Genomic DNA, 15879 nt, shown 5'->3' with positions numbered 1-15879 from the left:
GGTTGGCGGAGGTTGTCGTACCAGTAGTGGTTGTTGAGGGTGGGTGTGGTGTGGGGGTGGGTGGTGGAGTGGAAGGGGATGGTGGGGGTGGTGGGGGTGATGTCGTTGAGGGTGGTGAGGAGGTGGTCTTTGAGGGTTTCGGTGTGGGGGTGGTGGGAGGCGTAGGTGACGGGGAGTTTGCGGGCGTTGATGTTTTGTTGTTGGTAGTGGGTGATGAGGGTGTCGATGGTGGTGGGTGTGGCGCTGATGATGGTGTGGTGGGGGCTGTTGTGGGCGGCGATGTGGAGGTCGGGGTGGTGGTGTTGGTGGGGGGTGATGTGGTGGGGGGGTAGGGGGATGGCGGCCATGGCGCCGGTGCCGGTGAGGGTGTGGAGGGCTTTGCTGCGAACGGCGATGATTTTGGCGGCGTCGTTGAGGGTGAGGGCGCCGGCGATGTGGGCGGCGGCGATTTCGCCTTGGGAGTGGCCGATGACGGCGTGGGGGTGGATGCCGTGGTGTTGCCAGGTGCGGGCGAGGGCGGTCATGAGGGCGAAGAGGGTGGGTTGGATGACGTCGACGCGGTCGAGTGGTGGTGTGTTGGGTTGTTGGTGGAGGACGTCGAGGAGGGACCAGCCGGTGTGGGGTTGGAGTGCGGTGTCGCAGGCTTGTAGGTGTTCGGCGAAGGTGGGTGAAGTGGTGTAGAGGTCGAGGCCCATGTGGGGGTATTGGCTGCCTTGGCCGGGGAAGACGAAGACGGTTTTGCCGGTGAGGGGGGTGCCTTCGATGAGCCGGTGGTGGGGGGTGCCGGTGGTGAGGGCGGTGAGGGCTTCGGTGAGTTCCTCGTGGGTGGTGCCGACGATGGCGGCGCGGTGGGGCAGGGCGGCGCGGGTGGTCAATGCCGCCGCGACGTCTGCCGCGCTCAACTCCGGGTGGGCGGTGAGGTGGTGCAGCAGTTGTCGGGCGTGTTGGCGTAGCGCCGTGGGGGTCTTCGCGGACAGCATCCACGTGACGGGGGTGTCTTGGTCTGCTGGCTGAGCGTCGGTGGCTGTGGTGGCTGGTGGTGCTTGTTCGAGGATGATGTGGGCGTTGGTGCCGCTGATGCCGAAGGAGGAAACGGCGGCGCGGCGGGGCCGCCCCTGGTCGGGCCATTGCTGTGGTTCGGTGAGGAGTGCCACGTTGCCGGTGGTCCAGTCGACGTGGGGGGTGGGCGTGTCGACGTGGAGGGTTTTCGGCAGGATGCCGTACCGCATGGCCTGGATCATTTTGATGATGCCGGCGGCTCCGGCGGCGGCTTGGGTGTGGCCGATGTTGGATTTGATGCTGCCGAGCCAGAGGGGTTGGTGGCGGTTCTGGCCGTAGGTGGCGAGGAGTGCTTGGGCTTCGATGGGGTCGCCGAGTTTGGTGCCGGTGCCGTGGGCTTCGACGGCGTCGACGTCGGCGGTGGTGAGGCCGGCGGTGGTGAGGGCTTGTCGGATGACGCGTTGTTGGGCGGGGCCGTTGGGTGCGGAGAGTTGGCTGGTGGTGCCGTCCTGGTTGACGGCGCTGGCGCGGACGACGGCGAGGATGCGGTGGCCGTGGCGTTGCGCGTCGGAGAGCCGCTCGACCAGCAGCAGGCCCACACCCTCCGACCAGGACGTCCCGTCGGCGGCGGCGGCGAACGACTTGATCCGGGCATCCGGCGCGAGACCACGCTGACGGCTGAAGCCGGTGAACGCCACGGGAGTGGCCATCACCGACACGCCGCCGGCCAGGGCCAGGTCGCATTCGCCGTTGCGGAGGGCCTGGACGGCCAGGTGTAACGCCACCAGCGACGACGAGCAGGCCGTGTCCAGCGAGATCGCGGGACCCTCGAAACCGTAGACGTAGGAGACCCGGCCCGACGCCACGCTGCCCGCGCTCCCGGTCACCACCTGGCCTTCGAGGCCCTCCGGCATCCGCCGCAGCCGGGTCGCGTAGTCGCCGTACATGACGCCGGTGAAGACGCCGGTGCGGCTGCCGCGTAGCGACTCCGGGTCGATGCCCGCGTTCTCGAACGTCTCCCAGCTCGTCTCCAGCAGCAGCCGCTGCTGCGGGTCCATCGCCAGCGCCTCACGCGGGCTGATCCCGAAGAACGCCGCGTCGAACTCCGCCGCGTCCGTCAGGAAACCACCCTCACGCACATACGACTTCCCCGGCGCGTCCGGATCCGGATCGAACAACCGCTCCACGTCCCACCCACGATCCTCCGGGAACGGCCCGATGCCGTCGCGGCCCGAGGCGACCAGGTCCCACAGGTCCTCCGGGGACCGGACGCCGCCCGGGTAGCGGCAGCCCATGCCGACGATCACGATCGGTTCGACCGCGGTGTCGGTCTGCCGGTGAAGCTGCCGTCGCAGGCGCTTGTTCTCCAGCAGTGAGGTGCGCAGCGCCTCGACGACCTTCTCGGCAGGCATGTTCATCGTCGGCTCCGTCGGTGTGGTGCGGTCATGTGTCGGTGTCTCCGAGGGCGATGCGGACCAGATCATCGACATCGGCGTCGATGAGATCGGTTTCCGCGTCCTCGTCCTGTGCGTGGCCGGGATCGGCGGTGCCGTCGGCCAGCCGCAGCACGGCGTCCAGCAGGCCGGCAGCGCGTAGGCGCTCCAGCGGGATGGCCGCGATGGCCTCGCGGATCGCCGCCTCCGGGGTGTCGGCGGTGTCGGCGGGAATGAGCAGCTCCCGCAGGCGCGCCGCGAGCTTGCGGGGGGTCGGGTAGTCGAACAACGTGGTGGCCGGCAGGCGCCACCCGGCCACCTCGCTCAGCCGGTTACGCAGTTCGAGCGCCGTCAGGGAGTCGAAGCCGAGCTCCAGGAAACCGCGGTCGAGGTCGATGGTGGCGGTCTCGCGGTGGCCCAGCGCGACCGCCATCTCCCGATGGAGGAACTCGAGCAGGATCTCCAGTTGCGCGGCCTCGGTGCGGCCCGCGAGGCGTTCACCCAGGACCGGGCGCCCGGCGTCGTCCGGCCGGCGGGCCGTCCCGCCGACCAGGCCACCCAGGATCACGGGCAGCCGGTTCTCGTCCGCCTGCGCGCGCAGCGTCGGCAGGTCGAAGCGGGCGACCGTCATCGTGGCGTGGTCGGCGCGCAGGGCGGAGTCGAACAACGCCAGACCCTGGCCGGTGTCGAGCGGCAGCATCCCGCCCCGGCCGATGCGAGCCCGGTCGGCGGTCCCCAGCCGCCCGCCCATCGTGCCGGCCGCCGCCCAGATCCCCCAGGCCAGCGACACCGCCGGGAGTCCGAGAGCGCGCCGGTGTTCGGCCAACGCGTCGAGGAACGCGTTGGCCGCCGCGTAGTTGCCCTGGCCTGCCCCGCCGAGGACCCCGGACACCGACGAGAACAGCACGAACCGGGTGTGGCCGAGCCCGGCGGTGAGCTCGTGCAGGTGCCACGCCGCGTCGGCCTTGGGGCGCAGGACGGTGTCGACCCGGTGCGGGGTGAGGGCGGGGAGCGTGGCGTCGTCCAGCACCCCGGCGGTGTGGACGACGGCGGTGAGCGGGTGTGCGGCAGGGATCGAGGCGAGCACGCCGGCCAGGGACTCACGGTCGGCGACGTCGCAGGCGACCACGGTGGTCCGGGCACCCAGCCGGTCCAGTTCGCCGACCAGCTCGTCCGCTCCGGCCGCTGCCGCGCCGCTGCGGCTGACCAGCAGCAGGTGCCGGACGCCGTGCCGGCGTGCCAGGTGCCGGGCCACGAGCGCGCCGAGCGCGCCGGTGCCGCCGGTGACGAGCACCGTCCCGTCCGGGTCGAGCGGCGGGTCGGCGTCCTCGCCCGGTGCGGTGCTGTCGGCGGCGACGAGCCGAGCGGCGTACGCGGTGCCGTCGCGCAGCGCGAGCCAGGGTTCACCGGCGTCCAGCGCGGCGCGCAGCACGGCGGTCGACGCTTCGGTGCCGTCCGTGTCGAGCAGCACGATCCGGCCGGGATTCTCCGTCTGCGCGGCGCGGACCAGCCCGCCCACCGCGGCCCCGGCGAGGTCCGTGACGGTGTCGCCGTCCACGGCGGCGACGGCCGACCGGGTCAGCACGCCCAGGCGGGTCCGGGCGAACCGGTCGTCGCCGAGGACCCGTTGCAGCACGTCGAGGGCGCGACGGGTGGCCCGGTGCGCGTCGGCGGCCGCGTCCCCGGCGGTGGCCGTCTCGGCCGGCGCGCAGTCCAGCAGCACCAGCTCCGGCACGGGCTCGTCGTGCCCCAGATCCTGCACCGGCGGAACCGGGGCACCCGCGCCGGCCCGGTCGGCGGGCAACGCGGTCTCGGCCCACGTGACGCGGAACTGCGCCCCGTGCGGCGCGCGGCCGGCCTGCTGGAGCTGGCCCGCGGCCAGGTGACGGACCGACAGCGAGTCGATGGCGGCGACCGGGTTGCCCGCCTCGTCGCTCAGCCGCAGCGCGAAGCCCGAACCGGCCGGGGCGAGCCGGACCCGCAGCGAGTCCGGCGCGGCGGCCCGCACGCTGACGCCCGACCAGGCGAAGGGCACCGGGACGCCGGCTTCCGGGGCCAGGTCACGGTAGGCGATGGCGATGGTGTGCAGCGCTGCGTCGAGCAGGGCGGGGTGGATGCGGAAGCCGGGAACCGGTGCCCCGTGCAGGTGCACCTCGGCCGACACCTCGTCGCCGTGCCGCCAGGCGTTGCGCAGGCCGCGGAACGCCGGCCCGTAGCCGAACCCCAGGTCGGCGAGCCGCTCGTAGAGCTCCGCGACGTCCACGGGCGTCGCCCCGGCGGGCGGCCAGGCGTCACCGGCGACGCCGGGCGGCTCGGCGGCCGGCGCGGGGGCCACGATCCCCTGGCCGTGACCGACCCACGGGTCGCCGGCTGCGCGCGAGCGGATCGTCACGGTGCGCCGGCCGGCCTCGTCGGCGGGCCCGGTCACCAGTTGCACGTGCACCGCCCCGGCGTCCGGCAGCACCAGCGGGGTGGAGACGGTCAGCTCCTCGACCAGGTCGCAGCCGGACTGCTCGCCCACGTACAGGATCAGTTCGAGCAGCGCGCTGGCCGGCACGACACCGCTGCCGTGGACGGCGTGGTCGGCGAGCCACGGCTGGCTCTCCGCGGAGATCCGGCCGGTGAACAGGGAGCCCCCGTCCGGCAGTTCCGTCCCGGCGCCGAGGAACGGGTGCGAGGCCCGGTCCATGCCGAGGCCGGCGGGATCGCCCGAGCCGACGGGCCGGCTCAGCCAGAACCGCTCCCGCTGGAACGGGTAGGTCGGCAGCTCCGCGATCCGGCGCGCGCCCGGCAGCAGGGCGGCCAGGTCCACCGGGGCGCCCCGCAGGCGCACCTGGGCCAGGGCGGTGACCACCGACTCCGGTTCCGGCCGGTCCTTGCGCAGCAGGGCGTTGACGAGCGGGCCGGGGAACCTGTCGGCCAGGCAGTCCGGGGTGAGCGACGCCAGCGCGTCCGAGCCCAGCTCCAGGAAGACGCGTGCCCCGGCCTGGTACAGGGTCTCCACACCCTGCGCGAACAGCACCGGCCGCAGCACCTGGTCGACCCAGTAGTCGGGTGCGGCCAGGGCCTGCGGGTCGGCGAAGTCACCGGTCACCGTGGACACGATCGGGACGACCGGCGCCGCGAAGGTCATCGTCTCGGCGACCGCCCGGAACGCGTCGACCATCGGCGCCATCAGCGGCGAGTGGAAGGCGTGGCTCACCAGCAGCCGCTTCACCCGGCGGCCCCGGGCCGACCACTGCTGCACCACGGACATGACCGCGACCTCGTCACCCGAGACCACCGTCCCGGCGGGACCGTTCACGGCCGCGATGCCGACCGACTCCTCGAGGCCGGCCAGCGACGCGCGTACCTCGTCGGGGTCCGCGCCGATGGCCACCATCGCGCCGTTGCCGGACACCTCGTGCATCAGCCGGCCGCGCGTGGCGACCAGCAGGCAGGCGTCCGCCAGGGACAGGACCCCGGCGACGTGCGCGGCGGCGAACTCGCCGACCGAGTGTCCCAGCAGGAAGTCCGGGACCACCCCGTGGCTGCGGAGCAACCGGTACAGGGCGACCTCGACGGCGAACAGCGCGGGCTGGGTGTACCGGGTCTCGTGCAGCAGGTCCGCCTCGCGGGAACCGGCGGGCGCGAACATCAGCTCCCGCAGCGACCGGCCGAGCAGCGCGTCGAACCGGTCGCACACCTCGTCCAACGCCCGGCGGAACTCGGGATGGGCCGCGTACAGCCCGCTGCCCATCCCCGGCCGCTGCGAGCCCTGCCCGGAGAACATGACGGCGATCGGGCCGGTCTCCCGGGAGCCTTCGCGCACCACGGCGGCGGCGGTCCGCTCGGCGGCGAGCGCGTCGAGCCCGGTCAGCAGGTCCGCGCGGGTACGCCCGACCACCGCGGCCCCGTGCTCCAGGACCGGACGGGTCGCGAGGGAGCGGGCGACGTCGGCCGGGTCGAGAGCCGGGTCGGCCCGGACGAAGGCGCGGAGCCGGTCGGCCTGCGCGGCGAGGGCGGCCTCGGACCTCGCCGACAGCAGCCAGGGTACGACCACCGCGTCCCCGGCCCGGTCAGCGGGCAGGGGTGCCTCGACGTGGGGGTCCGGCGCTTCGCGGGTGTCCTCGGCGGCCTCCAGGATGACGTGGGCGTTGGTTCCGCTGATCCCGAACGCCGAGACCGCCGCCCGCCGCGGCCCGTCGTGCTCCGGCCACGCCCGCGCCTCCCGCAGCACCGCGACGTCGCCGGCGCCCCAGTCCACGTGCGGGGAGAGCGTGTCGGCGTGCAGGGTCCGGGGCAGTTGGCCGTGGCGCAGCGCCTGCACCGTCTTGATGATCCCGGCGACCCCGGCGGCGGCCTGGGCGTGCCCGATGTTCGACTTGACGGACCCCACCCACAGCGGACGCCCGGCCGGACGGTCCTGCCCGTACGTGGCGATCAGCGCCTGCGCCTCGATGGGATCGCCGAGCGGCGTGCCGGTGCCGTGCGCCTCCACCGCGTCCACCTCGGCCGGCCGCAGCCCGGCGTCGGCGAGGGCCTGCCGGATCACCCGCTGCTGGGAGGGGCCGTTCGGCGCGGTGAGCCCGTTGCTCGCGCCGTCGGAGTTGACGGCGGACCCGCGGACCACCGCCAGCACCGTGTGACCGTTGCGGCGGGCGTCCGACAGCCGCTCGACCAGCAGCTGTCCCACCCCCTCCGCCCAGGCCACCCCGTCGGCGCCCTCGGCGAACGCCTTGCACCGGCCGTCCGGGGCGAGCCCGCGCTGCCGGCTGAACTCGACGAACGCGGCGGGCGTGGCCATCACGGTGACCCCGCCGGCGAGCGCCAGGTCGCACTCGCCGGCCCGCAGCGCCTGCACCGCGAGGTGCAGGGTGACCAGCGACGACGAGCACGCCGTGTCCACCGTGAGCGCGGGACCCTCCAGCCCGAACGAGTAGGCGACCCGCCCGGAGGCGATGCTGCCGGCGCTGCCGGTGCCGAGATACCCCTCGTACTCGTCGGCGGAGCCGCTCGCGAGCCGGGCGCCGTAGTCGCTGTACATGACGCCGGTGAAGACGCCGGTACGGCTGCCGCGTAGCGTCGCCGGATCGATCCCGGCGTGCTCGAACGCCTCCCAGCTCGTCTCCAGCAGGAGCCGCTGCTGGGGGTCGGCGGCCACCGCGTCGCGCGGGCTCATGCCGAAGAACTGCGCGTCGAACCGGTCCGCGTCGTAGAGGAAGCCGCCCTGCCGGGTGTAGGACTTCCCGGGCCGGTCCGGATCCGGGTCGTACAGGTCGTCGACGTTCCAGTCCCGGTTGCCGGGGAACGGGCCGATGGCGTCGCGCCCGTCGCTGACCAGCCGCCACAGGTCCTGCGGCGAGCCGACGCCGCCGGGGAACCGGCAGGCCATCCCGACGATGGCGATCGGTTCGTCGGAGGCCGGCCGGAGGGTCTCGACCCGGGCGGGCTCCGCCTGGCCCGCGTCGAACAGCAGGCCCTCCAGGTACGCGGCCAGCGCGGCCGGGTTCGGGTAGTCGAACACCAGCGTGGCCGGCAACCGGTGCCCGGTCTCGGCGGAGAGCCGGTTGCGCAGGTCGATCGCGGTCAGCGAGGTGAAGCCCAGCTCGTTGAACTCCCGGTCGGCGGCGATGTCGGCGCCGTCGTCGTGGCCGAGGACCGTGGCGACGTGGCGGGACACCGCGTCCAGCAGCAGCCGGCCGCGCTGCTGCCGGCCGGACGCCTGCAGCCGCTGGACGAGCGACGCCCGCTGCGGCGCGCGGCGCGCCGACGCGCCCGCCAGCCCGGACAGCACCGGCGGCAGGTCCGCGCGGTCGGCGGCGCGCAGCGCGGCGCGGTCGAAGCGGAGGGCGAGCAGCACCGGATGCTCCGCCGAGAGCGCGGCGTCGAACAGGCCGAGGTTCTCCTCGGTGGTCAGCGGCGTCAGCGCGGCCTGCCGGACCCGCTGGTCGTCGGCCGTCATGCCGCCGGCGTCCGGCCACGGCCCCCACACCAGGCTGGTGGCGGCGAGCCCGCGCGCGGACCGGTGGTGGGCGAGGGCGTCGAGGCCGGTGTTGGCGGCGGCGTAGTTGGCCTGACCGGGTGTGCCGAGGGTCCCGGCGACCGACGAGAACAGGACGAAGGCGGCGAGGTCCATGGCCGCGGTCAGCTCGTGCAGGTGCCACGCCGCGTCGACCTTGGGCCGCAGCACGGCGTCGAGCCGGTCCGCGGTCAGGTTGGTGAACGTCCGGTCCGCGAGCACCCCGGCGGTGTGCACCACTGCGGTGAGCGGGTGGTCTGGGTCGACGGTGGCCAGCGCGACGCCGAGGGCGGCCCGGTCGGCGGCGTCGCAGGCCACGATGGTGACGTCCGCTCCCTGCGCGGCCAGTTCGGCCCGCAGCCGCTGCGCCCCGGGCGCGTCGCCGCCGCGGCGGCTCAGCAGCAGCAGGTGCCGGATGCCGTGCCGGGCGACCAGGTGCCGGGCGACGAGCGCGCCGAGGGCGCCGGTGCCCCCGGTGACCAGGACCGTCCCGTCGGCGTCCAGCGGGGTGCCGGCGGGCTCGCGCAGCGGCGCCTCCGTCACCCGCGGCAGCAGGCAGCGACCCGCCCGCACCGCCACCTGCGGCTCGTCGAGGGCGAGCGCGGCGGTGACGGCGTCGGCGGACGCCCCGGTCGCGTCGAGGTCCAGCAGCACGAACCGGCCGGCGTGTTCGGCCTGGGCGCTGCGGACCAGGCCCCAGACGGCGGCGCCCGCCAGGTCCGGGGCGGGATCCTCCGCCCCGGTGGACACCGCGCCTTCGGTGACGACCACCAGCCGGGAGCCGGCCGCGCGGTCCTCGGCCAGCCACCGCTGCGCGGTGTCCATGACCTCGGCCAGGGCCGCGCGCACCTGGTCCGGGCCGGGCCCGTCGTGCGGCGGCACGGGGAGCAGGACCACGTCGGGCAGCGGGTCCGGCGTGCCCAGCAGGGCGGGCAGGTCGTTGTGGACGTCCGCCGCGCCGGCCAGCGCCGCGCGGAGCCGGTCGGAGCCGCCGAGCAGGCCGACGCGGGCCGGCCGCGGGTGCCGGCCCGCCGGCGCGCCGGTCCAGCCGAGCACGTACGCCGGGGCACGCTGCGCCGCGATCGCGGCGAGCGGCACCCGCCGGACCAGCAGCTCCTCGACCGCCATGACGGGGACGCCGTCGGTGTCGGTGACCGCCAGCGCCAGCGTGTCCGGCCCGGTCACGGTCAGCCTGCTGCGGATCGCCGCCGCGTGCCACGAGTACGCGTCGACGCCGCGCCAGGCGAACGGGAGCAGGATCTCCGTGCCGGAGCTGAGCGACGGGTGGTTGGCCGCGAGGGCGTGCATCGCCGCGTCGACCAGCGCCGGATGCAGGCCGTCCGCGGTGCCGCCGTCGGGGGCGACCGCCTCGGTGTAGACGGTCGAGCCGTCCCGCCAGGCGCCGCGCAGCCCCTGGAACGCGGGACCGTACCCGATGCCCGCGCCGGCGAGCGCCTCGTAGAGCCCGTCCAGGTCGATCGGCTCGGCGTCGGGCGGCGGCCAGGCGGCCGGGAAACCGGTGAACGCCTCCGTCTCCCGGTCGCTGAGGGTGCCCGAGACGTGCCGCGTCCACGGGCGTTCGCCGGCCGGGTCGTCGGGCGCGGCGGCGCGCGAGCTGACGGTGAGCGACCGTACGCCGCGCGGATCCGGCCCGGACACCGTCACCTGCAGGTCCACCGGCCCCTGCGGGGGCAGCACCAGCGGGGACTCCATCGTCAGCTCGTCGACGCGGGCACCCCCGACGGTCCGCGCCACGTGCACGGCGATGTCCAGGAACACCGAGCCGGGCACGAGCGCCGCGCCGTTCACGGTGTGCTCGGCGAGCCACGGGTGCGTGCTCCGCGATACCCGGCCGCTGAGCAGCCACCCGCCGTTGTCCGCCAGCGAGGTCGTCGCCTTGAGCAGTTCGTGGCCGCCCACGCCGAGGCCCAGCGCCGCCGGACTGGCGGGCGGGGCGGCCGGCAGCCAGAACCGGCGGCCCTGGAAGGCGTAGTTGGGCAGCGGAACGGTCCGCGCGGCCAGCGGCGCGAAGAACTCCCGCCAGCCGACGGGGGTCCCGTGCGTCCACGCCTGCGCGACGGCGGAGACCAGCGTCGACGCCTGCGGATGGTCCCGGCGCTGCGTGGCGATCCGCCGGCCGGCCCCCTCGTCGGCCGGCAGCGCCGTGAGGGCTCCGTCGGGGCCCACCTCCAGGCAGGTGGTGACGCCGAGCGCCCGCACGGCGCGCATCCCGTCGTGGAACCGGACGGGCAGCCGGAGCTGGTCGGTCCAGTACCGGGGGTCGCCGAGCTGCGCCGCGTCCGCCGGACGCCCGGTGCTGGCGGAGACGATCGGCAGGACCGGCGGCCGGTAGTCCAGGCGGGTGGCCACGTCGTGGAACTCGCCGAGGATCGCGTCCATGTGCGGCGAGTGGAACGCGTGGCTGACCCGCAGCCGCGTCGTCCGGCGGCCGCGCCGCGCCCAGAGCTCCGCGACCTCCGCCACCGCCTCCTCGTCGCCGGAGACCACCGTGGCGTCGGCGGCGTTGACGGCGGCGATCGACACGACGCCGTCCCGGTCGGCGAGCGACTCGGCCACCTCGGCCGCGCCGGCCCGGATGGCCACCATCGCGCCGCGCGCCGGGACGCTCTGCATCAGCCGCGCCCGTTCCGCGACGAGCAGGCATGCGTCGTCCAGGTCGAACACGCCGGCCACGTGCGCGGCGGCTAGCTCACCGATGGAGTGCCCGAGCAGGACGTCGGGCCGCATCCCCCAGGATTCGAGGAGCCGGAACAGCGCCACCTCCAGGGCGAAGATCGCCGGCTGGGCGAACCGGGTCTCGTCGAGCAGGGCCGCCTCCGGGGTGCCCGCCGCCGCGAACATCACCGCCCGCAACGGCGCGTCCAGGCGGGCGTCCATGCGCTCGCAGACCCGGTCCAGCTCCGCCGCGAACACCGCGTGGCGCTCGTACAGCTCCCGACCCATCCCGGGGTGCTGGCTGCCCTGCCCGGAGAACAGGAACGCGGTGCCGCCGGCCCCGGTCGCCTCGGCGGTGGTGCTCCCGTCGGCGACGTCGCGCAGCGCGGACAGCAGCTCCGCGCGGTCCGTGCCGACCACGGCGGCGCGGTACCGCTGCGCGGCCCGGGCGGTGAGCGACCCGCCGACGTCGACCGGGTGCAGCTCGGGCTGCCCGGTGAGCTGCTCGGCCAGCCGCCCGGCCTGGGCGGCCACCGCCGCCGCGGTCCTGCCGGACAACAGCCAGGGCACCGGGACGCCGCCGGGTTCCGGGCGGGGACCGGACCCCACCGGCTCGGCGGCGACGGTGGGATCCCACTCCAGGACGACGTGCGCGTTCGTGCCGCTGATGCCGAACGCCGACACGGCGGAGCGACGGGGACCACCGGTCTCCGGCCACGGACGGTCGGCGGTGAGCAGCCGGACCGCGCCGGCCGACCAGTCCACGTGCGGGGTCGGCTCCTCGACGTGCAGGGTGCGCGGCAACAGCCCGTGCCGCATCGCCTGCACCATCTTGATCACCCCGGCGGCCCCGGCGGCGGCCTGGGCGTGCCCGATGTTGGACTTGACGGACCCGATCCACAGGGGCTCGCCGGCGCGGCGGTCCCGCCCGTACGTGGCGAGCAGGGCCTGGGCCTCGATGGGGTCGCCGAGCGGGGTGCCGGTGCCGTGCGCCTCCACCGCGTCCACGTCGTCCGGGGTCAGCCCGGCGGTGGACAGCGCCTGCCGGATGACCCGCTGTTGGGACGGGCCGTTGGGGGCGGTCAGCCCGTTGCTGGTGCCGTCGGAGTTGACCGCGGTGCCGCGCACCACGGCGAGCACCGGATGCTGGTTGCGCCGCGCGTCCGAGAGCCGTTCCACCAGCAGCAGACCGGTGCCCTCGCCCCAGGCGGTCCCGTCGGCGTCGGCGCCGAACGGCTTGCACCGGCCGTCCGGGGCGAGCCCGCGTTGCCGGCTGAACTCCACGAAGAGCGTCGGCGCCGCCATGACCGCCACACCGCCGGCCACCGCCAGCTCGCACTCGCCGTTGCGCAGCGCCTGCACGGCCAGGTGCAGCGCCACCAGCGACGACGAGCACGCGGTGTCCACGGTCATCGTCGGGCCTTCGAACCCGAAGGTGTACGCGATCCGGCCCGACGCGACGCTCGTGGTGGAACCGGTGATCAGGTAGCCCTCCGGCCCGGTGTCCCCGGCCCGGGTGTTCAGGCCGTACTCCTGCGCGGCCGCGCCGATGAAGACCCCGGTGGAGCTTCCGCGCAGCGACGTCGGATCGATGGCCGCGTTCTCCAGCACCTCCCACACGGTCTCCAGCAGCAGCCGCTGCTGCGGATCGGTGGCCAGCGCCTCCCGCGGGCTGATCCCGAACAGGTCGGCGTCGAACTCGTCGGCGTCGTGCAGGAAACCACCCCGCCTGACGTACGTCTTCCCGTGCCGGTCGGGGTCGGGGTGGTACAGCTCGTCGAGGTCCCAGCCCCGGTTGACCGGGAAGTCACCGACCGCGTCGACCCCGTCGGCGACGAGCCGCCACAGGTCGCCGGGGGTGTGCGCGCCGCCGGGGAACCGGCAGGCCATCCCCACGATCACGATCGGGTCGTCGGCCTGGTCCCGGGTGGTGGCCGGTGCCGCGGGCAGCGCCGCCGCCGGGGCGGCCGGGTGGGTGTCGAGCAGTTCCGCGCTCAGCCGGTCGGCGAGGGATTCGATGGTGGGATGGTCGAACACGAGCGTCGCCGGCAGCCGCAGCCCGGTCGCCGCGTTCATCCGGTTGCGCAGTTCCACCGCGGTCAGCGAGTCGAACCCGAGGTCCTTGAAGCTGCGCGCCGCGTCGAGGGCGTCCGGCTGCCCGTGGCCGAGCACCGCCGCGACGTGGGCGCCGATCAGCCCGGCCAGCAGCTCCCGACGCCCGGCCGGGTCGAGCGGCATCAGCCGCTCGGCGAGGCCGTCGGAGGCGGCGGGACGCTCGGCGGGAGAGACCGCCCGACGGACCGTGGGGCGGGCGAGCGTACGCAGGATCGGTGCGATCGTGTCGTCGGCGGCGTCGACCGTCGCCGGCCGGATCTTCGCGAGCAGCAGCGGCGTCGCGTCCGCGACCGCGAGCGCGGCGTCGAACAGGGCCATGCCCTGCTCGGTGGTGATGGCCGCCGCGTGGCGGGTGAGCCGGGCCTTGCCTGCACCGTCCAGCCCGGCGGTCATCGTGCTGGTCTCCGCCCACAGGCCCCACGCCAGCGAGTCGGCGGGCAGCCCGCGCGACCGGCGGTGGGCGGCGAGCGCGTCCACGAACGTGTTCGCCGCCGCGTAGGTCGACTGGCCCGGATTGCCGATGATGCCGGCGGCGGAGGAGAACAGGACGAACGACCGCAGCGGCAGGTGCTCGGTCAGCGTGTGCAGGTGCCAGGCGGCGTCGGCCTTGGGCCGCAGGACCGCGTCGGCCTGGTCGGCGGTGAGCGCGCCGAGCACGCCGTCCTCCAGCACGCCGGCGGTGTGGACCAGCGCCGTCAGCGGATGCTCGGCCGGGACGGCGGCCAGCAGGCCGGCGAGCGCCTCGCGGTCGGCGGTGTCGCACGCGGCCACGGTCACGTCGGCGCCCGCTGCGACCAGCTCGTCGCGCAACGCCCCGGCCCCGTCGGCGGCGATGCCTCGGCGGCTGGTGAGCAGCAGACGCCGCACCCCGTGCGCCGTCACCAGGTGGCGGGCCAGGTGCGCGCCGATCGTCCCGGTGCCGCCGGTGATCAGCACGGTGCCCGCCGGGTCGAAGGAGAAGCCGGCCGCGCCCTCGTCCGGCTGCACGGCGGCGAGCCGGGGCACCAGGCAGGCACCCTCGCGCAGGACGACCTGGTAGCTGTCCGTCGCGAGCGCGGCCCGCAGGGCCGCCGGCGTCGCGGCGTCGTCGAGGTCGGCCAGCACGAACCGGTCGGGCTCCTCCCACCAGGCGGCGCGCAGCAGGCCCCAGACGGTCGAGCCGGGCAGGTCGCGCACGGCGTCGCCGGGCCGCGCCGCGATCGCGCCGCGGGTGAGGACGACCAGCCGGGACCCGGCGAGCCGGGGGTCGGCGAGCCAGCCCTGGACCGTGCCCAGGACCCGCCGCGTCACCTCGTGGGCCCGCGCCGCCGGGTCGGTGCCGGCGTCGTCGGGGCCGCTGTGGCAGGCCAGCAGTACGACCTCCGGTGCGGCGGCCCCGGCGTCCAGCTCCCGGGTGAGGTCGGCCAGCCCCGGATGCCGGGGGAGCCCGGCGAAGGTCGGATCCGCCCCGGCGTCGAGATCCCCGAGGACCGCCCAGCGGGACAGGTCGCCGGCCGGTGCGGGCGGCGTCTCGGCGCGGACCCAGTCGGTGCGGAAGATCGAGTTGTGCAGCGGGCTGGGCGCGGCCAACTGGCCGGGGTCCAGTTCCCGCAGCCGCAGCCGCGCGACGGTGAGCACGGGCCGCCCGGTGCCGTCGGCCATGTCGAGCGCGACCGTGGTGTCGTCGACCCGGGTGGTGCGGACCCGCAGCCGGGTGGCCCCGGTCGCGTGCAGCGTGACGTCCGACCAGGAGAACGGCAGCCGCACCGGGGTGTGCGCCGGGTCGAGGTTCACGCCCACCGCCGTCGTGTGCAGCGCGGCGTCGAGCAGCGCCGGGTGGACCGTGAACCCGTCCGGGTCGGCCTGCTCCGGCAGCTCCACCTCGGCGTAGAAGGCGTCGCCGGCCTGCCAGGCGGCCCGCAGCCCCCGGAACGTCGGGCCGTACAGGTATCCGAGGTCCGCGAGGTCGCCGTAGAACTGGTCCAGCCGCACCGGTTGCGCCCCGGGCGGCGGCCACGCGCCGTCGAGCACCGCGGGCGTCCCGATCGCGTCCCCGCTGATCGTGCCCACGGCGTGCCGGGTCCACGGGTGGTCGGGGTCGCCGGCCGGTCGCGAGTGGACGGTGACGGTGTGCCGGCCGTCCGGCTCGGGCGCGGTGGCGACGTGCAGCCGCAGGGCGCCGCTGTCCGGCAGGACGAGCGGGTGCTCCAGCGTGAGCTCCTCCACGTGCGTGCTGCCGCGGCGTTCGGCGGCGTGCAGCGCCAGGTCGAGGAACGCGGTGCCGGGCAGCAGGACGGTGTCGCGTACGGCGTGGTCGGCCAGCCACGGGTGCAGGGCGGTGGACAGCTGCCCGACGAAGATCTCCCCCCGGTCGTCCGGCTGGTCCAGCCGGCCGCCGACGAACGGGTGCCCGCTGGGGCCGTCGCCGAACGCGGCCGTGGCGACCCTCGGCTTCACCCAGTAGTGGTGGTGTTGGAAGGGGTAGGTGGGGAGGTGGGGGGTGGTGTGGGGGGTGGGGGGGGGGCGGGTTGGTTGCGGTGGAGGGTTCCGATGGTGGTGGCTTTGGTGGTGGTGGTGTCGATGGTGTGTTGGATGGGTGTGGTGAGGATGGGGTGGGGGCTGGTTTCGATGTAGTGGGTGTGTCCGGTGTGGAGGAGGTGGGTGATGGTGGTGTGG

General features: G+C 75.2%; 2 protein-coding genes. Both read right to left on the bottom strand.

Annotated features, from left to right (window positions below):
- Positions 1-2417 (bottom strand): type I polyketide synthase (locus LPA42_RS34260; RefSeq protein ID WP_305076052.1); only part of this gene is annotated, 2417 nt, incomplete at its 3' end.
- Positions 2418-2442: 25 nt separating this feature from the next.
- Positions 2443-15660 carry a type I polyketide synthase gene (locus LPA42_RS32785; protein WP_144082746.1) on the bottom strand — a complete coding sequence of 4406 codons (13218 nt, stop codon included), beginning with the start codon at positions 15658-15660 and terminating at the stop codon, positions 2443-2445.
- Between the last annotated feature and the right edge of the window lie 219 nt (positions 15661-15879).

This window comes from Micromonospora sp. DH13 (genome assembly GCF_020873825.1).
Taxonomy (GTDB): Bacteria; Actinomycetota; Actinomycetes; order Mycobacteriales; family Micromonosporaceae; genus Micromonospora; species Micromonospora haikouensis.
This window is presented reverse-complemented; position numbering and strand designations above follow the sequence as displayed.